Here is an 18,946-nt window from a genome sequence, read left to right as displayed (position 1 = left end):
GCGCGTTCTTCACAGAGCGAGCTCGTCGCCCAATCCTCAGGTAACGCAATCTCGAACGCTGGAATGAGTCTGGCAAAGCTCACGACTGCGACTGAGAAGCCAGATCATCTCCCACTAACGAAAACAGCCCCCAGCGTAGCTGGAGGCTATTTTCTTTGTGCGGTGTTTTGAACTTACTGCAGAATTTCAGCCGGCAGCGGGGTGCCGTGATATTTCTGGTAGATATCGTTCAGCTTGCCATTCTTGAGATTGGCGCTGACCCACTCGTTCAGCTTTTCAAGCAGCTCCGGCTCGCCCTTGCGCACGCCAATGGCAAGGTCGAAAACGCGGATGGTGAACTTCGGCTCATAGGCGAGGTCCTTGTTGCGCTCGCCGATCTGCTGGACGATCGTCGCCGAGGTCGCAACCATTTCTGCCTGACCGGTGACAGCCGCGGTCACCATCGTCGCGTCGTCGTCATAGCGCGCGATATTGAAACCGCGCTCAGCTGCCATGGCAGTCAATTCGGTGTCTTGCGTCGTGCCGCGCGTAACGGTCACGGTCTTCCCACGAATATCGTCCCAACCTGCGATCTGCGCGGCAGCGGGCGCTCCGATCACCGACTGAAGCCCAGCATAAGGCTTCGAGAAGTCGATGACTTCAGCGCGCTGCGGCGTCACGGACAGCGTCGAGATGACAATATCGGCCTTGTCGGTCTGAAGGTTGGGGATACGGGTCGCGCCGGTGGTTTCGATGAACTCCAGTTCGAGGCCCCAGTCTTCGGCCAGCAGCTTCGCTGTTTCAACATCCGATCCGATCGGCTTCAACTCGGCGTCGAGCATGCCTGAGGGCGGAATAGCCAGATCGGTCGAAATCCGGATTTTGCCAGATTCAATGATGCGCTCGTAGGAATTGGCCGAGGCGATGCTGGTGCCGGCCAGAGACAGGGCGCACATTGCCGAGGCAACAGCTAGAGATTTGATAAACTTCATATTTTCCTCCGTTGGTTGTGCATTCCATTGTTGCAATGCGCTAAAGATCGTTGCTGATGAACTCGGATAGTTCAGCAGTCGTCGGGTGGGTGAGAATTGATGCCGCGCCGGCTTCGTGGACGCGGCCTTGGTGCATGTAGACGACCTGGTCGGCGACACGGCGCGCGAATGCCATTTCATGCGTCACCATGATCATGGTCATGCCGGACGCGGCGAGCGTTTCGATGACTTTCAACACCTCGCCTGTCAGCTTCGGATCCAGCGCAGATGTGACTTCATCGAAGAGCATGACTTTGGGCTGCATGGCGAGCGAACGGGCAATCGCCGCACGCTGCTGCTGTCCGCCCGAAAGCTGTTCGGGGTAGTTGTCGGCCTTGTCCGAGAGGCCGACCTGCGCCAGCACTTCGCGTGCAATCTCGCTGGCTTCTGCCTTTTGCATCCGCTTCACCGAACGGGGCGCCAGCGTGATGTTTTCTTCGACCGTCAGGTGCGGGAACAAGTTATAGCTTTGAAAAACGATGCCAACATCGAGCCTTAATCTGCGCAGGTCGAGGTTCGGATCGCTCACACTGTAGCCGCAGACGTCGATCGTGCCACTGTCGATTGTCTCGAGCCGGTCGATGCAACGCAACGCTGTGCTCTTGCCGGAACCGCTCGCGCCGATCAGTGCGACGACATCCCCCTTGTCTACGGAAAAGGACACTCCTCGCAGAACCTGAAGGCTGCCGAAGCTTTTCTTGACATCCTTAAGAACCACAACAGGCATTGGTTTTGCTCCAGGTGCTACGCGGAAACGGCGGTCTCGGCAGCTTTCAGGCGCGAAGCACCCGTGCGCTCGAGACGGCGGCTAAAGACGGAGATCGGGAAGCACATGCAGAAATAAAGCAGCGCGACGATCATGTAGATGGAAAAGGGCTGAAATATCGAGTTGTTGATCAACTGCCCCGCACGTGCCAACTCGACAAAACCCACCACCGATGCCAGCGACGTATTCTTGATGATCTGGACCGAAAATCCCACGGTCGGCGGCGTCGCGATACGCACCGCCTGCGGCAGGATCACCTTGACCATGCGCTGTGTCTTTGACAGGGCCAGACACTCGGCAGCTTCCCACTGAGCCTTCGGCACCGCTTCCAGACAGCCGCGCCAAATCTCGCCGAGATATGCGCTGACATAGATCGTCAGCGACAGGCCCGCAGCCAGCATGGGCGACAGGGAATAACCAACTGTCGGCAGACCGAAATAGACGACAAACAGGATCACGAGCAGCGGTGTGCCCTGGACGATCTGGACATAGCCACCGCTCAAGATGCGCAGGAAGCGAACCGGCGATGTGCGCCCAAGTGCAATGACCAGTCCGACGACGCCCCCGCCCACGAAAGCCATCAGCGACAGGACCAGCGTCCAGAACGCGCCAGTGAGCAAGAATGTCAGATGCGTGGCATTGATTGCATTGTTCATCGCGACACCCTCCTTAAAGATTGGTGCCAAGGCGCCGACGGCGCGGAAATATCAACATGCCGAGCAACCAGAACGCCAACCGCAGAGCCAGCGATAGCGCCAGATAGATGATTGCGATGACGATGTAGGTTTCCAGAGGACGGTAGGTCTCTGACTGGATGAAGTTCGCAGCGGCTGTCAGTTCCTCGACAGAGATCTGCGACGTGATCGAAGATGCCAACATCAGCAGGATGAACTGGCTCGTCAAAGACGGATAGATCCGCTCCATCGCAGGCAGCAATGCGACATGCCAATAGGCCTGAACCCGCGTGAGGCCGAGGCATTCGGCAGCCTCCCACTGGCCACGATGTATCGAATCGAAGCCGGCACGCATGATTTCCGCAGTGTATGCGCCGACATTGATCGTCAGCGCGATAATGGCGACGGTCACAGCCGTGAATTTGAATCCGAGGCTGGAAAGGCCGAAATAGACAACGAATATCTGCACCAGAAACGGCGTATTGCGGATCAGCTCCACATAGACTGCAGCGATCGTTGCAGGCAGCCTGAACTTCGAGCGCCTTGCGATGGCACAAGCCGTGCCGATCAGAAAGCCGGTCAGAATGGTGATCACCGCGAGCTGGATGGTCAATGCCATGCCATCCAACAGCATCTGCCAGCGCGCAAGGATCGCGGTGAAATCGAGTTTCATCTCAAGCACCCGCGCCATGACTGCGTTCGCGGTCCTGCGCGGTCATTCGGTCATACACCTTGAAAAGTGCCTGATTGCCGTTGCCACCCTCACCATGGGCGCGGGCGTCAATGTATTGCGAAGTCACCAAGGCCGTCGCCGGCAGCGGCACATTTGCCTGCATCGCCGTCTCCATCACGAGACGCAGATCCTTGAACATCAAATCGATACGGAAGCCGGCCGATGCATCACCGCTGATCATCTGCGAGCCCAGCCTGTCGAGCATCCAGGAGGCCGCCGAGCCTCCCAGCAGCACGTCGCGCATCTGCTCAAGATCGACACCGCAGGCACGACCAAGCGCTAGCGCTTCGCAAATCGCCTGTATATTGATGCCGCAAATCAGCTGATTGCACAGTTTGACGGTCTGCCCTGCCCCGGCTGCGCCGACATGGGTGATCGTTTCGCCCATGGCCTTGAAGAACGGATGTGCTCGCGCAAAACCGTCCGCATCCCCGCCCACCATGATCGACAGGGTTCCATTCTCGGCCCCGACCGGCCCGCCGGAAACGGGCGCATCGAGCATCGTGATGCCGCGTTCGGAAAGTTTCTCGGCGAGAACACGAGTCGTGTGGCCCGAAATGGTGCTCATGTCCACGAACAAGCTTCCGGACGGCAGTGTCGCGACAATCCCCCCCTCACCGAAGACAACGGCTTCGACATGCGGCGTATCGGGGAGCATCGTGATGACAATGTCAGCGCCGGACAAAGCATCCGGCAGGCTCTTGGCCAGCCGGATATTGTCGTGACGCGGAAGCGCTTCGAGCGCTTCCGGGACGACGTCGAAAACCTGCACGACCATACCGGCTTCGGCAAGGTTGCGCACCATATGACGCCCCATCACACCGACACCGACAAAACCGGCAACCAACTTGTTGTGCGTAGTCATCGCATGGGCCTCCGCCCGGTCATGTTTGTCAGTTGGACTGTTCGAGCTGGGCAAGCTTCTCGACGCGACGGACGAAATCCTCGTTGCGATCGAACTCGGCGCTCAGATAGGCGGCGACAAGGTCGCGAGCGAGCCACGGACCAACGATCTGCGCGCCGATACACATGACATTGACGTCGTCATGCTCAACGCACTGATGTGCCGAATGCACGTCATGACAAACCGCCGCCCGGATACCGCGAATCTTGTTCGCTGCAATTGCCGCGCCAACACCGGTTCCGCACACCAGCAGCCCGCGCTCGGCAGCCTTGCTGTTGACCTTGTCGCAAACCAGACGGGCGATATCCGGAAAATCGACGGGCAACGGGTCGAAACTGCCAACATCCTCGACCTCATGGCCGAGTTCCTTCAGCTGGCTGATGATTTCTGCCTTCAGTGGAAAGCCTGCGTGGTCGCTTCCAACTACGATTTTCATTGCGAAGTCCCTTAAGCTTGAACGTTATCTATGGTCGTGGCGCGGATGGTCGCGCGCCGACGGAAATCTGCGCCAATTTCAAAATGGCGAGTGAGCAGATCATCTGCCTTCACGGCATCTCGCTCGACGATCGCTGTGAAGATCGACTTGTGATGCCCGATGAGAAACTCGTTGATACCGTCGACCTGCATGATCTGTTCGCGCCGCTCCAGATGGGAGCGCATCATCAGTCCGGAGATCGACTGGTAGAGGCTGATCAATACCGGCGACTGCGCAGCCCGCACGATCGCCTCGTGAAAATTGTAATCCGCATGACCGCCGGCAATCGGATCATCAATCGTCTCAGCGATCAAAGAAATCGCGTCGGCAAGCCGATCGAAATCCACCTGCCGCGCACGACGGCAGGCCAGACGGATAGCATGATGCTCGATGGCCACACGCGCTTCCATGATGTCGTCGATGACATCCGACTGCTGCGCCAAGGCGAACGTGACGAAGTCACCCAACGTCGACACATCCGGCCGCTTCACGATCGTGCCGACACCGTGACGGATCTCGACGGCACCCAGCATCGAAAGCGCACGCAACGCCTCTCGCAACATCGGCCGGCTAACGCCGAGCTGCGCTGAAAGCTCCCGCTCAGGCAGGAGGCAGTCCCCTGTAACCAGCTCTCCAGACAGAAGTTGCTCGCGCAGAAACGCGAAGACGCGCTCATAGCTGCTGCGCACGTCAGAAACTTCACGCCGGATCGTGGATGCCTTGTTGTCCGCCATTGAGATCACTCCATGGTCTGACCTCTATTTAACCACTGATGATCTGTCAACGACGGTCTGTCGCCGAACACGCCAATATGTGTGGATGTCCGCGCCTGAATTTGGCGCAAGCAAGCTGTGAAGTCAGAGATAACCGTCCAGACTCAGGTCCATTGACTGAGCTGACGGCTTCGAGTCAGACGGGCGTGACGGAGACGGACTGACTAATTTTCTTGGCTGACGGATGCGCGAATGGCGCGCCTTCGCGCCCTACCCCATGAAAAACGCGCGCGAGCTCGGTGATGATCGGCGCGTTGTGAGCGGCATCATCCTTGTCATCCGCAGAGGGCAACACGAACGGCGCAATCAGATCATCTGGCTCCAATCAACGAGCCCTGGAGCGATGATGGCGCGGGCGCCTCACATCTCTCCAAGGACATGATGCATGTCTTCAATCGACGTCAGGCGCTGACGTCCCGAATCGGCCCGATACCGGAAAACCTCGTCTGCCAGAATGTGGCACAAGACGAGCAACGCGGCATGATTGTCGAGTGGCGCGGGGCTTTGTGTCATGCAGCGTAACATCCAGGTTGGCTGATAGGCCTCGCGATAATGCTGATCGACCAGCAGCAGGGTTCGCGCGGGCAGCGACGGCAGCAGAGCGATGGCAGCGCGGATGATCGGAACCAGCCGGCGTATCGCGAAGACCACGATCACGTCATCTTTCGTCAAGCCAACGAGAGATTCAGCCAGTGTCTCGCCATCGCTCGGCAACAGAACCGTGTCAGTGCAGACTTCACTGATTTGCCAGCGCAGATATTTAGCCAGGAAATGCCCGTTGCGCATGCCGATGAACACAACCTTGCGCGCCGTCGCAATGCCCTCGGTTGCTGCGCTCAGTTCTGCCGGGTCCAAGGCCGAAAACGTTTCCACAATGTTATGCTGGCTGACGTGAACGTGGCGCGCGATCTGCCCGGCAGTGTCGGTCTGGTGCTTTTCGAGTAGATAGGTCGGGAAACCTTCGCTTCGCATGTCGCGCGCGTGACGCTTCATGTCCTCATAGGTGCGAAAGCCCAGACGATGCACGAAACGGCTTACCGCCGCATTCGATGTCCCCGCCATCTTGGCCAGCTCCACTGCTGAATAGCTGGCAATCTCACCTGGAAATCCAAGTATCAGATCCGCCAGCTGACGGTCCGTTGGCGACAATTGGGAAGCGCGCTCCTGGATGAGCAGCGACAGGGGCTTTCTTTCAATGTCTGTCATGCCAGCGTGCGCTCCCCTTTCCATGGAAAATAAAAATCATTTTACAATGATCCTGCGATATGAAAATTGTTTTTTAGAATGAGATCTTACAATTTTAAGCGTTGGAGGGACGCGGAGGAGAGATTTCGTAAGCCAGACATCTACTCGTGACGAACAACCCTGCGCAACTTTCTGTGCGCCGGCTGGTCGTCCACACAACCATTATTAATCAAGTCGGGAAAGGGGACACCATGTTCGACAAAGCAAGGGCCTGCGTCGCGGCGGCTGTGACTGCCATGGCGTTTGCAACTGGTGCCAGCGCACAAGACTATCCGAAGACTGAACTCAGCGTTCAGGGCGGATGGGCTACCGCAGGCATCTATCAGGAAATCGAAGTGCCATTCTGGACGGAGCGACTGCCATCGCTCACCGGCGGCAACGTAACCGCTTCGATCACCAGCCTGAACGAAAAGGGCTTGAAGGGCCCTGAAGTCTTCCGCCTCATGCGCATGGGTGTAATCGATTTCGGAACCTCTGCGCTGGGCTACGTAGCGGGTGATGATCCGCAGAACGAAGGTCCGGACCTTGCCGGCATTGCCCTGGACATCGAAACCGCAAGAAAGGTTTCCGATGCTTACAAGCCGGCTCTGGCCAAGCTCTACATGGAAAAATACGGCATCAAGCTTCTGATGCTCTATCCGACCGAAGCCCAGGTTTTCTGGTGCAATGGTCCGATTGAGAGCCTTTCGGATCTTCGCGGCAAGAAAGTGCGCACCGGCAATCGGACTGTAGCCGACTTTGTCGAAGGCGCGGGTGGCGTGACTGTCACCATGCCGTTTGGCGAAGTCGTAACCTCGTTGCAGCTTGGCGTCATCGACTGCGCGGTCACCGGAACGTTCTCGGGCAACAGCGCGGGATGGCATGAGGTGACCACGCATCTCTACCCGCTCACAGTGGGTTGGAGCCCATTCATGTATGCGGTCAACGCCAAGGCATGGGAAAAGCTTGCCCCATCCGTACAGGCTCTGTTGACCGAGGAAATGGGCAAGCTTGAGGACGAGGTCTGGTCGGCCGGGGCAGCCCGCACCGCAGAAGGACTGAGCTGTGCGACGGGTGGTGAATGCATCTTCGGCAAGAAGGGAGCGATGACGCTCGTACCACTCGCCGAGGCTGATGTGGAACTGCGCTCGAAGCTCGTCAACGACGTCGTGCTTGCACGATTTGCCCAGCGCTGCGGCGATGCCTGCATGGCTGAGTGGAACGAGACGGTCGGTGCGCTGATCAGCGCTGACTAACACGTTGCCGACTGTCGGGTGGATCTGCGGTTCCACCCGACAATTGGCGCATCAAGGAGTTGCCGATGCTATCGATAATTCATGCTTTGTCGCGCTATTCCGTCTGGATTTCCGGCGGATTCCTTCTTCTGTCCGCTGTACTCGTGGGCGTCGAAGTTTTGATGCGTAATATTTTCCAGTATTCATTCGGCGGCGTCGACGAAATATCATCGTATATTTTTGCGATTGGCGTGTCGTGGTCATTGGCGTTCACACTTCTCAGCAGAGCCCACATCCGTATCGACTTGTTCTATGGCAGGATGACGCCCACCTGGCGCGCCGCGTTGGATATCCTGTCGCTGGCATGCCTGCTTTGCGTAACTGCCCTGCTTTTTCAGCAGGCCCTGGACTCGACGACCACCTCATTTGAAATTGGCGCGCGTTCAAATACGCCACTCGGCGTGACGCTGTGGATTCCCCAATCATTGTGGGCGGCCGGACTGGGCTTTTTTGGTCTTGTTCAAATCTATCTGCTTGGCAGCATCACACGACTTTTCATCAAGAACAACATGAAGCAGATCGCCGAAATTTCCGGCGTCAAAAGTCTTGATGAAGAAATCGAAGACGAGATAAGCGCCTGACCATCGGGCCGTTGATAATCGGATGTGAAGATGATCGCATTTACTTTCGTTGCGCTGATGGTCCTTATTTTCCTGGCCATACCGGTTGCAGCCGTGATGGGCATTCTTGCCCTGTCGCTCAATTTTGTCTTTACCGACATGCCCTTGTGGCGCGCGCTGGGTGAAGTGAGCTGGGGGGCGTTTACCGAATTCACATTGCTGGCCATCCCCCTGTACATTCTGCTGGGTGAGCTTTTCTTGCGCACCGGCATTGCCGAGCAGATGTATACAGCGCTCAGCAAGTGGGTTTCATGGCTTCCAGGCGGGCTGATGCATGCGAATATCGCATCCTGCACGCTCTTTTCCGCCACCTCCGGATCCAGCGTCGCGACTTCAGCGACAATCGGAACCCTGGCGATCCCGCAGCAGAAAAAATACGGCTACAATGAGCGGCTGTTCCTCGGTTCAATCGCAGCCGGAGGGACGCTCGGGATCCTGTTGCCGCCCTCCATCAACATGATCATTTACGGGGTCCTGACAAACTCATCGATCCCCCAGCTCTATCTTGCAGCCATCGTTCCGGGACTTTTGATGGCCGCGATATTCGCGCTGACAATCCTCATTCAAAGCAGCCTCTTCAACGAGGGCGAAGTCAAGATCCATGCAACATGGTCCGAGCGGATCGCATCCCTGAAGCATCTGGTGCCACCGCTCATCATCTGCGTTGTGATCATCGGTTCGATCTATAGCGGCATCGCCACTCCAACCGAGTCCGCGGCCCTTGGCGTGCTTGCGGTTCTCGCCCTGGCTGCTCTTCGCGGCATGCTGAACGTGCAGGTGCTTCTGAGCGCATTTGAAAACACCATGCGCACGACCGGCATGATCATGCTGATCATCGTTTTCGCCTATTTCCTCAATTTCGTCCTGTCCGGCGTAGGCCTCTCGAGCTCGATCAAGTCGTTCATGAACAATCTTGGCCTCTCGCCAATATGGACCTTGATTGCTGTCATTATTTTCTACGTCATCCTCGGCTGCTTCATGGAAACGCTGTCGATGATGATCGCGACGATACCGATCGTTGCACCGATCATCTTTGCAGCCGGCTACGATCCGATCTGGTTCGGTGTCGTTGTGATGATCCTTGTCGAGCTTGCGATGATCACACCGCCGATCGGCATCAACCTTTATGTTGTCCAGAGCATTCGCCCGCGCGGAGGTATCAGCGATGTCATCGTCGGCGCACTTCCTTTCGTGGTCGCGATGTTCGCCATGGTCGCGCTGCTCATCCTGTTCCCGGGAATGACGCGCGTTTTCCTCTAGTCTGATGAAAGTTGATTGAAGTCATGTCAGATACCTTCCTTTTCACCGCGGCAGGCGATGTGGTGATCCGGCACCCTCTCTTCGGCGAAGGTGCGGTCAATTCATCGGGTTTGACGGAACTCATGGATTTCATGCGGCGTGGCGATCTTGTCTGGGGCGCCTGCGAGGTCCAGTTCTCGACCCGAGGATTTCGCACCGACTCCGAAATCGCCTATCTGGTGCCGCCGCGCGTTGGGCAGGACTTGGGCAAGGCCGGTTTCAACGTCATGACGGTCGCCACCAATCACACCTGGGATTTTGGCCCTGACGCCTTCCTCGACACGCTGGACAATCTTTCCGCCGGTGGTGTCACGACGATTGGCGGCGGACGTACGCCACAGGAAGCCTGGGCGCCGATGATCCGCGAGATCAACGGTGTCCGTGTCGGCATCCTGGCGGCATCCTGTCTCGTTCCACCATACTATGCCGTGCGCGAAGATCGCCCGGGGATCGCTGCTGTGCGCGTTCGCCAGGAGATCGCTCTCGATCCGCTTGGCATGATGATGGAGCCGGGCGCGCCGCTCAAGGTCAACAGCTTCGCAGCGCCCGAGGATGTGTCGGTGCTGACGGATGCTGTCCGCAAGTTGAAAGCGCAAGTCGACGTCGTGATCGTCAGCGTCCATTGGGGCTATGGTCGCGGCACTCCACTGGCCGCTTATCAGCGCCCTCTCGCGCAGCAGATTGTCGAAGCAGGCGCCGACATGATCCTTGGCAATCATGCTCACAGCCCGACTGCAATCGAACTGATCGACGGCAAGCCGGTGATCTACAGCCTGGGCAACAACATCGCTCAGCAGGACCGGATCAACGCCACGCCACGCCAGCTCGAAATCTTCGAGGATATCGATCCGTGGTCCGTCATCGCAGAGTTTGAGATTGGCCGGCAGGGCATCCGCAGGATCACGCTGGTCCCCACAGAGTGTCAAGCAGACGGTCTTCCTGTCATCTCCACCGACACAGGTGTGGCGCAGGTGATCCTGGACCGTATCGTCGAGCTTTCGTCACGCTATGGCACTGAGTTCCGCATCGAGGAAAACAGAGCTCATATCGATCTCTGAGAGCCTCGACGCCTGGCGCCAGAGCGCCTCTCATCTTCACCTATGAGTATCGGAGCGCGGGAAACGGTGTGCCGTTTCCTGCCTGCTGCTCACCTTTGCCGCACCATCGGAAATATCACATCATGAATCTGGAAGACGATATCAGGATCCTCTCAGACCTGGTTGCCTGTGCAACCATTAGCGATCGATCCAATCTCGACATCGTTGACTATATAGAGCGATATCTGACCGACTACGGTGCTGTGACATGGCGCGTCGCGTCGGAAGATGGCCTAAAAGCCAGCCTGCTGGCGCGGCTTGGTCCCGACGTGCCGGGGGGACTGGTGCTGTCCGCGCACACCGACGTGGTGCCGGTTGAAGGGCAGCAATGGGCGACAGACCCGTTCAGGCTGACCCGCATTGGTGATCGGCTTTATGGGCGCGGCGCGGCCGATATGAAGGGCTTTATTGCCTCCGCGCTCGCCTGCGTGCCCGATATCGATGCCGGCAAGCTGTCCAAACCCGTCTACTTTGCGCTTTCCTATGATGAAGAACTGGGCTGCCTTGGCGTACATGATCTGATCGACGACCTGATCAATCGGAACATCACGCCAGACCTTTGCATTGTCGGCGAGCCGACCCGCATGGAGATTGGACTTGCGCACAAGGGCAATTGCACATTCCGGTTGATTTTCACTGGGCAGGCGGCGCATTCCAGCCGGGCTCCTGCGGCTGTCAATGCAGTCGATTATGCCGCCCGCTACGTCTCCATGCTAACGCAAATGGCGTCGCAGATCGCCGCTGACGGGCCGTTCGATCCGGGGTTCGATATTCCACACACAACCGTTCATGTCGGCGGTATTCGAGGCGGAACACAAGTCAACATCGTGCCCGATGTCTGTGTGGTCGACATGGAATTTCGCTATCTGCCCGGCGAAGATTCCGAGACGCTGGCGCGTCGATTCGTGTTCGATCCCGCTGCAACATTGCGTGCAGAGATGAAGGCGCGTCATTCCGATTGTGGCGTCACCGTAGAGGACGTCTACTCCTACCCATCATTTGGCATGCCTGCTGATGATCGAGCTGTGATTCTTGCCAAGCGATGCGCCGGCAAGAACGCTGACGTTAAGCTTTCTTATGGTACCGAAGCTGGGTGCTTCACCAGCAAGATGAAAATCCCTGTGGTGGTGTGCGGCCCCGGAGATATTGCGCAGGCCCACAAGGCGGACGAGTTTGTTGAGCTGGAGCAGCTGGCGGAAGCGAAAAGATTCATTCTTCAGAGCTGCAACGCCTTCTGCTGACATGCGCGAAGACATGACGGTCTCGAGGAGACCCTCGGGGCGGAAGCAGCGCGAACCTACAAGAAGCGCTCAAACGGCAAGCTGCGCATTGATCTGACGCGACCCGCGATTGCTCAACGCGTCGATCCGCCCCGCAAACCGCACAATTGCGCGGTTCTTCCCGGTGAAAACCGTCTATTCTCGGCGGTTCCCGGCAAACACTGGTGTTATTCCGCGCTACAACTCGTTGTGACACGAGAACACAACAAGCTGGCAGAAATACATCTAAGCATTTGATTTTATTGGCGCACCCGACAGGATTCGAACCTGTGACCTCTGCCTTCGGAGGGCAGCACTCTATCCAGCTGAGCTACGGGTGCATCCGGATAGATGCGTCTTAGACGATCACGCGCCGGGCATCAATGGATTAACGCGCACAATAGGCTGGAATGTGCGTAACCTATACGGCAGAAGTCACAAGTTCGAATCCTGTCGGGTGCGCCAGAGTTCAGGAATCAGCCGGATGGGGTGGGCCGGGTGTGGCCGGGATGTGCCGGAGCGGTGACACCTCTTTTCCTAGCGGGCGACCGTTACAACCACCGATCGCCCGACATTTCCGCGTCCGTAAATCTCGACCAAGACCGTAGCACCGCCACGGATGATGTCACGTGACGCTTGCGCTGAAATCGAGCCATTTCGAAGCATATTCTCAAGAGCAGCTCGGTTGTTCGCATTCCCGAAGAAGCTATCCCATTCGTCGCCAGCGTCCTGGATTCCGAAGCGATGAAAGTTGGCTCGGTCCTGCCGCAAGATCTGCCAAGGTTCAGTCAATCGAGCGCCGTTGGAGTTAAATAGATCTCGGCGTCCGATATGGGCTACGTAGCTTTCGATCAATTCCTCCCCGGCTGGCTCAGAGCGAATAATTGACTGTGCGACGGCGGTGTTTGTTGTCCAAGCAGTGATGACCAACAGGCATGCTAGGCGGAGTAAAGTGTTCACAGTAGTCCCCCCCTTTCGTCGAGAGTCCGAGAATACCGTTCGGCGATGAGGTGACAAGCTTGAATGACGCCACAGTTGGATGCCCGTTCGCCCAGCGTCGTATCATGCCGGTCGCGCTGGTTGTCGCAGGAGGCGCTTGGTGGCGCCGTCCGAGCGTTGTGTCTTGGAACTTTGAGCGATTGGGATTGGAGCCAGCCAGCGAGCTCCCCTGACACGCTGTTGCACCGCATTGCGCGGATGGGCGTGAGCCGCTGTGTGGAGGTCACGGTTCCGAAGCCGGTGGTGTTGCCGGGGGGGTAGTGAGGGGGAGCCAAGGATCACCATGCCTCTGCACTGGATGCACTGAGGTCGCCGACCAGGCATAAGGTCACGACAGGAGCTGATCACACGCCGTAGTGAGGGGGCGCTTCTTTAGACGCAGGGGTGAGCGCCGGCTGGCTTCGCGTCCGTTCGCGCAGAAGTTCACTGCTTCTCTCAGACGCTGCGCAACATCGTGCAACTGACGGGGTCCGAATGAGGTGGCGATGTAACAGATTCGACCCCTGTCGCCGGTGCGCGAGCAAGTATGAGTCGTGGCATAGGCTGCTCGAAGATCAAAGAAATAGCACGATCAGACATCTGCGGGGGCGTATAGAACTGGACAGGAATCAGAACGACCAGAACACAGGGATGAAGATGACGCCTAGCACCCAAAAGAGCAGATTCAGCGGAAGGCCAACCTTAACGAAGTCAGTGAACCTGTATCCACCGGCACTATAGACCATGGTGTTGGTCTGGTAGCCTACCGGCGTCGCAAAACTTGTTGAGGCAGCAAATGTGACCGCTATCAGGAAGGGGGTGCTATCCACGCCGAGCATGTCAGCGGTGGACATGCCGATAGGAGTGAGCAAAACAGCCGCGGCCGCATTACTCATGAACTCGGTTAGCAGTAGCGCCATCAAATACAAGACAGCCAACACTACCAGTGGGCCGAAGTCACTGACCATACCTATCGAGTTTGCGACGATGAACTGGGCCGCCCCGGTCTGAGACATGGCAATACCCAGAGGCAGCAATCCAGCTAGTAGGATAAGAATACGCCAGTCGATGGCATCATAGACCTCATCGGCATCGAGGCAGCCTGCAAGGGTCATTGCCAGCGCACCAATCAGTGATGTGATCGCAATGGGCACCCAACTGAGCGCAGACAGGACTATCACTAGTGCCATCGTTATGAGGGCAAAGGGCGCGCGCCAGCCGCGAGGCCTGTCAGCTTCCCGCTGGCTGAGCACGATGACATTGGAATCTCGACGCAGTGCCTTCATCTCGGCTTCGGGAGTAAGCATCAGCAAGACATCGCCGACATTCAAAGTCACGTCTTTGAGCTGCTCACGCAACCTTTCACCTCGGCGATGAATGGCCAGCACCGTCGCATTGTGTTGCCAGCGTCGGTCAAGCAGCGCCAGCGTGCTCCCAATGACTCGTGATCGCGGGGCAATCATCACTTCGGTCAGCACCTGCTGCGTGCCTTCCTCAAGGGTCCGAGCCTTCAGCTGGAACTCGGTGTTGATCTCAAGTCCCGCCTTTGCCCTCAGCTGATCTAACTTCGACCAATCGCCCCGGGCGATCAGGATGTCGTCTTCTTTCAGTATCTGTGACCGCGGAGACCAAACTTTCCTTTCCCCACGCAGCAGTTCCAGAACGAAAACGCCAAAATCTCTGCCAAGCCGAGCTTCAGCAACAGACGTTCCGATCAACGAAGAGTCGGGCAAGACGCGCAGTTCGGTAATGTATTTTCCCAGTTCATACTGCTCGACAAGTTCATTTGCTCGCGCGTCTGGCAAGAGCCATCGACCCACGGTCAGCAGATAGAAACATCCGGCCAAAAAGCAGATTATCCCCAGCGGCGTGAACTCAAACATGCTGAACCCGGGATGGCCTAAGTCCTGTGCCATTGCGTTGACCAACAGATTGGTTGAGGTGCCAACCAAGGTGCAGACCCCCGCCATCTGCGACACGTAGGACAGCGGAATGAGCGCCTTGGATGCTGACATTCCGATGCTCGCAGCGGATGTAATGACCAGCGGCATGAAAACGGCAACGACGGCCGTGTTGTTGACGAAGGGAGCAACAACAGCCAGCACCGCGAACAAGACAAGGAGAAACAGGAATGGCGATTTTGCCTGTCCCAGCAAGCTGCCTATCCCGGACAGCGCGCCGCTGTTCTGAAGCCCTGCTGCCAGAACAAACATTGCCCCCACTGTGACGGTGGCTTGATTGCTAAAGCCGCTCAACGCCTCGCTTGGGCTGATGAGCCCAAGTATGACTAAGGAGAAGAGCACCAGAAGTGCCACCGCGTCGATCCGCAACTTCTCCGTTGCAAACAGAATGATGGCGATCAGGGCGACACCCAACACCAACATAATTTCGACTGTCATGCGTTGCTGGACCTTTGATCTGTTACGGTGAGGTTTGGTCGGTCATGTTCGTTTAACCGGTGGTGAGGAGAGAGATGGCGGTTGGTTGCAAGTAAAATGTTAATAATCAGCAAGAAACAGGCCTTCATTAACACTGATCCCGACCCTACATAGTGTTCATAACCAAATCGCGCGCAGACCAACGCCGCCTATGAAGCGTCACGCTTGCGGTAAAGAAGCGGGTATTTCGCCGTTCGCGCAACGATCGGAGACTTGAAGAACATTATGCTTGATACTAACAAATTTCCCATTGGCGAAGTTCTGCTCATGAATTTAGGCCGCGATCAATGCCGCTTTCCGGTTCGCGTTGATCCGTCAGCAACGGGCGGTTACCGCTTTTGCGCCACGCAAACCTCAGCGGACCGCGTCTACTGTGATCATCATCATGGGATTGTGACTTCTGCGGAGCCCCGAGGAGTTCGTTCAAGTTTTGGTCGCGTCCAACGCCGCACTACTTAGGGTTACGCTTTGCAGCGCTCGAAAACGCCCAGCTTGGGTGTTTGTGTTCACGCGGCTGGTTGCGGCATCCCTTACAACTCGGGCGCAGTTCGGAAACTACAACGTATTGAATCTTGGTGTATTTTTAGAACGAACCCAAATCGTGCGACGTTTGCATGGTTTGAAACGAAAGCCATTCAGAGACTGAAAATAGCGTTCGAAGCAGTCTCAGAGCTTTGGTGGAAACTGATGGGTGCATTCGACTACTCTCCCACCTCTCCGCGGGTCATGGTCAGCCTTTCGGCGCGGCGCGCACATAGCCATTGGTGAAGTGAGACGGAATCTGCGTGCCGCAACGTCAGTCTCTGCACAACATTCTGCTCGTGACGATGTCCAAAGGGCGATAGCGATCGCGGGTTCGAGCCCTGTCGGGTTGCGCGGAAGGTCGTTTATGGGCGTGCTGGTGATGTGGCTAGGCTGTGCCGGAGATTCAGCTCGACGTTAATTGTCAAAGAGGTCTTACCTGATAGGATCGCGTTGAAATTCAGGTGGGAAGCATACCTTGACGACTTTGACACTATCGCAGCTGGAGACACATCTCTGGCGGGCTGCCGATATCCTGCGTGGCTCGATCGATTCCGGTGACTACAAGCACTACATTTTCGGTCTGTTGTTCTTCAAACGCCTCTCGGACGTCTGGGAGGAGGAGTATGAGGAGCGGCTGGCGCGCTACAATGATGCCGAGCTTGCGGCGGATCCCGATGAGCACCGCTTCGATATTCCGAAGGGTCATTTCTGGAAGGACGTGCGCAAGCACACCACCGACATTGGCACCCATCTGAACAACGCCTTCAGCGCCATCGAAGACGCGAACATGCGGTTGCGGGGTGTCTTTCAGGATGTCGACTTCAACAACAAGGAGCGCTTCCCGGATGCCATGCTGGAGAAGCTTCTCCAGCACTTCGAGACACATCGGCTACGTAACTCTGATGTCGAGGCCGACGTGCTCGGCCAAGCCTACGAATACCTGATCGCACAGTTCGCCGACGATGCAGGCAAGAGAGGCGGCGAGTTCTATACGCCGAAGATGGTCGTGCGGCTGATCGTCGAATGCCTGAAGCCTGAAGAAGGTATGTCGATCTACGATCCGACCTGCGGTTCCGGCGGCATGTTGCTGGAGGCGGTGCATCATCTGGAGCGGCAGGGCAAAAACCCGAAGAGCCTGTCGCTGTTCGGTCAGGAGCGGAACCTGAACACTTGGGCGATCTGCCAGATGAACCTGTTCCTGCACGATATCGACGATGCGCAGGTGGCGCGCGGCGATACGTTGCTGGAGCCAAAGCATCTGACTGGTGAGGGCGCGAAGGCGATCCGCACTTTTGACCGCGTGCTGGCGAACCCGCCGTTCTCGCTGAAAAACTGGGGACATGAGGTTTGGAGCCAGGGCGATGTCTATGGCCGCGACCGCTATGGCTGCCCACCAAAATCTTACGGCGACCTCGCCTTCGTGCAGCACATGGTGGCGAGCCTGAAGGAAGACGGTATTTGCGGCGTCGTGCTGCCGCATGGGGTGCTGTTTCGTGGTGGCGCTGAGGGTCGGATCCGTGCGGGGCTGATCCGCGATGATCTCATCGATGCGGTGATCGGACTTGCACCGAACCTGTTCTACGGCGCTGGCATCCCTGCTTGCATACTGATCCTTCGCAAACAGAAGCCGGCGGCACGGAAGGGTAAGGTCCTCGTCGTCAATGGTGCCGAGCACTTCGTCGAAGGCAAGGCTCAGAACCATCTGTCAGACGCGAACGTCGCTACGCTCGCCAAAGCCTATGATGACTTTGCTGACATTGAGCGGCTAGCGCGGGTGGTGCTGGTCAGCGAGATCGAAGCAAACGACTTCAACCTCAACATCAGCCGCTATGTGCATTTGGGGAAGGAGGCCGAAGTGGTCGATGTCGCGGCGGAAGTCGAAAAGCTGGTTGAGTTGCAGGCCGAGCGGGACGCAGCGGAAGCGCGAATGATGGGCTTTCTCAGGGAGCTCGGCTATGTCGCGTGATGTGCCACCGGAGGGGTGGCGTCTTGCAAGGCTGGGTGATTTAACCGAGATCGTGGGTGGAACGACTCCTTCGAAAGCTAACCCTGAATACTGGGAAGGTGGGTGCTGGTTTTGGGCAACGCCGTCGGACATCACCGCTCTCCCGATGGGGCAAACACGTTTAGCTTCGACGAAGTCCTCAGTTTCGGACCAAGCGCTAAAAGAAACTTCGTTGAAAATGCTACCAGCCGGAAGCGTGCTGATGACGAGTCGAGCCACGATAGGCTTCGCGGCGATCAACACTGTGCCGATGGCCACGAATCAAGGCTTCGCAAACTTTCTTCCGTCCAAGAGCTTTGATCCGACCTTCCTCCTTCAGTGGATTGCGTTCAGCAGACCGATCTTGGAAAACGCGGCAGGTGGCAGCACATTTCCGGAGATCAGCAAGGCGACGCTTAAATCGATCCCGATTTCCATTCCCCCACTGGCCGAACAGCGTCGGATCGCCAAGATCCTGTCCAGCGTCGATGAGGCGATTGCGGCGACGCGGGCGGTGATCGAGCAGACCCGGAAGGTCAAGCAGGGCGCGCTCGAACGGCTCCTTGTCAATGACCGTGGAAACGGGACCCCGCCTTTTCGTGTAAAAGGGACCCCGGTTAGAGCTTGTGAAGGGCACGCCGGTTAGCGCCCGATCAGGCGAAGCTGGTCGGGGTTGCACAGCCTGATCGGGCGCGGCTGATTGGCTTTTCGGCTTTAGCTTTGAGAGCGGCTTTTGAAGCGCCAGGATTCGTTTCCGGTCTCGACGATTTCGCAGTGGTGCGTGAGCCTGTCCAGCAGTGCGGTCGTCATCTTGGCGTCGCCGAAGACGCTCGGCCATTCTGCGAAAGCGAGATTGGTGGTGATGATGACGCTGGTGCGCTCGTAAAGCTTC

At 57.3% G+C, this 18,946-nt stretch carries 18 protein-coding genes and 1 tRNA gene; 7 read left to right on the top strand and 12 right to left on the bottom strand.

The window, feature by feature from the left end:
- Positions 1-173 precede the first annotated feature (173 nt).
- From BMZ42_RS07960 to BMZ42_RS07920, 9 genes are all read right to left on the bottom strand, one after another.
- Positions 174-971 (bottom strand): transporter substrate-binding domain-containing protein, encoded by a 798-nt coding sequence (locus tag BMZ42_RS07960; RefSeq protein WP_091520774.1) that lies wholly within the window; start codon positions 969-971, stop codon positions 174-176.
- A gap of 40 nt (positions 972-1,011) precedes the next feature.
- Entirely contained in the window at positions 1,012-1,737 is a 726-nt protein-coding gene (locus BMZ42_RS07955) for an amino acid ABC transporter ATP-binding protein (protein WP_091520771.1), read from the bottom strand.
- A gap of 17 nt (positions 1,738-1,754) precedes the next feature.
- The gene (locus BMZ42_RS07950; RefSeq protein WP_091520769.1) at positions 1,755-2,432 is read right to left on the bottom strand and encodes an amino acid ABC transporter permease; all 678 of its coding nucleotides are present in this window, start codon (positions 2,430-2,432) and stop codon (positions 1,755-1,757) included.
- Positions 2,433-2,445: 13 nt separating this feature from the next.
- Positions 2,446-3,123 (bottom strand): amino acid ABC transporter permease, encoded by a 678-nt coding sequence (locus BMZ42_RS07945; RefSeq protein ID WP_091521110.1) that lies wholly within the window; start codon positions 3,121-3,123, stop codon positions 2,446-2,448.
- Between the two features lies 1 nt (position 3,124).
- Positions 3,125-4,048, bottom strand: a complete 924-nt coding sequence (locus BMZ42_RS07940; RefSeq protein ID WP_091520767.1) for an NAD(P)-dependent oxidoreductase — start codon at positions 4,046-4,048, stop codon at positions 3,125-3,127.
- A gap of 28 nt (positions 4,049-4,076) precedes the next feature.
- On the bottom strand, positions 4,077-4,523 hold the full coding sequence (gene rpiB, locus BMZ42_RS07935) for a ribose 5-phosphate isomerase B (protein ID WP_091520764.1): 447 nt from the start codon (positions 4,521-4,523) through the stop codon (positions 4,077-4,079).
- Positions 4,524-4,534: 11 nt separating this feature from the next.
- On the bottom strand, positions 4,535-5,296 hold the full coding sequence (locus BMZ42_RS07930) for a FadR/GntR family transcriptional regulator (protein ID WP_091520762.1): 762 nt from the start codon (positions 5,294-5,296) through the stop codon (positions 4,535-4,537).
- A gap of 175 nt (positions 5,297-5,471) precedes the next feature.
- Positions 5,472-5,660, bottom strand: a complete 189-nt coding sequence (locus tag BMZ42_RS07925; protein ID WP_091520760.1) for a hypothetical protein — start codon at positions 5,658-5,660, stop codon at positions 5,472-5,474.
- Positions 5,661-5,695: 35 nt separating this feature from the next.
- On the bottom strand, positions 5,696-6,541 hold the full coding sequence (locus BMZ42_RS07920) for a MurR/RpiR family transcriptional regulator (RefSeq protein WP_175556665.1): 846 nt from the start codon (positions 6,539-6,541) through the stop codon (positions 5,696-5,698).
- A 230-nt stretch (positions 6,542-6,771) separates the two neighbouring features.
- Between BMZ42_RS07920 and BMZ42_RS07915 the strand changes: the two genes are divergently transcribed.
- The 5 genes from BMZ42_RS07915 to argE all read left to right on the top strand — a co-directional run bounded on the left by BMZ42_RS07915 (position 6,772) and on the right by argE (position 12,111).
- Positions 6,772-7,815: a TRAP transporter substrate-binding protein gene (locus BMZ42_RS07915; protein WP_091520754.1), complete on the top strand. Its 1,044-nt coding sequence runs from the start codon at positions 6,772-6,774 to the stop codon at positions 7,813-7,815.
- A gap of 65 nt (positions 7,816-7,880) precedes the next feature.
- Entirely contained in the window at positions 7,881-8,435 is a 555-nt protein-coding gene (locus tag BMZ42_RS07910; RefSeq protein ID WP_091520751.1) for a TRAP transporter small permease subunit, read from the top strand.
- 30 nt (positions 8,436-8,465) lie between these two features.
- Positions 8,466-9,734, top strand: a complete 1,269-nt coding sequence (locus BMZ42_RS07905; RefSeq protein ID WP_091521107.1) for a TRAP transporter large permease — start codon at positions 8,466-8,468, stop codon at positions 9,732-9,734.
- Positions 9,735-9,757: 23 nt separating this feature from the next.
- Positions 9,758-10,831 (top strand): CapA family protein, encoded by a 1,074-nt coding sequence (locus BMZ42_RS07900; RefSeq protein WP_091520748.1) that lies wholly within the window; start codon positions 9,758-9,760, stop codon positions 10,829-10,831.
- Between the two features lie 122 nt (positions 10,832-10,953).
- Entirely contained in the window at positions 10,954-12,111 is a 1,158-nt protein-coding gene (gene argE, locus BMZ42_RS07895; RefSeq protein ID WP_091520746.1) for an acetylornithine deacetylase, read from the top strand.
- A 282-nt stretch (positions 12,112-12,393) separates the two neighbouring features.
- On the opposite strand, the gene BMZ42_RS07890 is transcribed toward argE, so the two are convergent.
- Positions 12,394-12,470: transfer RNA gene (locus BMZ42_RS07890), tRNA-Arg, on the bottom strand.
- Positions 12,471-13,736: 1,266 nt separating this feature from the next.
- Positions 13,737-15,506 carry an SLC13 family permease gene (locus BMZ42_RS07880; protein WP_091520744.1) on the bottom strand — a complete coding sequence of 590 codons (1,770 nt, stop codon included), beginning with the start codon at positions 15,504-15,506 and terminating at the stop codon, positions 13,737-13,739.
- A gap of 1,039 nt (positions 15,507-16,545) precedes the next feature.
- On the opposite strand from BMZ42_RS07880, the gene BMZ42_RS07875 reads away from it, so the two are divergent.
- Together BMZ42_RS07875 and BMZ42_RS07870 are read left to right on the top strand one after the other, a co-directional pair.
- Positions 16,546-18,036, top strand: coding sequence for a type I restriction-modification system subunit M (locus BMZ42_RS07875; protein WP_091520741.1), 1,491 nt, complete (start codon positions 16,546-16,548; stop codon positions 18,034-18,036).
- Entirely contained in the window at positions 18,026-18,700 is a 675-nt protein-coding gene (locus tag BMZ42_RS07870) for a restriction endonuclease subunit S (protein WP_091520738.1), read from the top strand. The genes BMZ42_RS07875 and BMZ42_RS07870 overlap by 11 nt, the downstream gene beginning before the upstream one ends.
- A 68-nt stretch (positions 18,701-18,768) precedes the next feature.
- On the opposite strand, the gene BMZ42_RS07865 is transcribed toward BMZ42_RS07870, so the two are convergent.
- Positions 18,769-18,946: ATP-binding protein (locus BMZ42_RS07865; protein ID WP_175556664.1), on the bottom strand; the 178-nt coding region annotated here is incomplete at its 5' end.

Origin of the sequence: Aquamicrobium aerolatum DSM 21857 (assembly GCF_900113935.1) — a bacterium.
In the GTDB taxonomy this organism is placed as follows: domain Bacteria; phylum Pseudomonadota; class Alphaproteobacteria; order Rhizobiales; family Rhizobiaceae; genus Aerobium; species Aerobium aerolatum.
The sequence above is the reverse complement of the archived record's forward strand: the minus strand, read 5'-3'. Positions and strand labels throughout refer to the sequence as shown.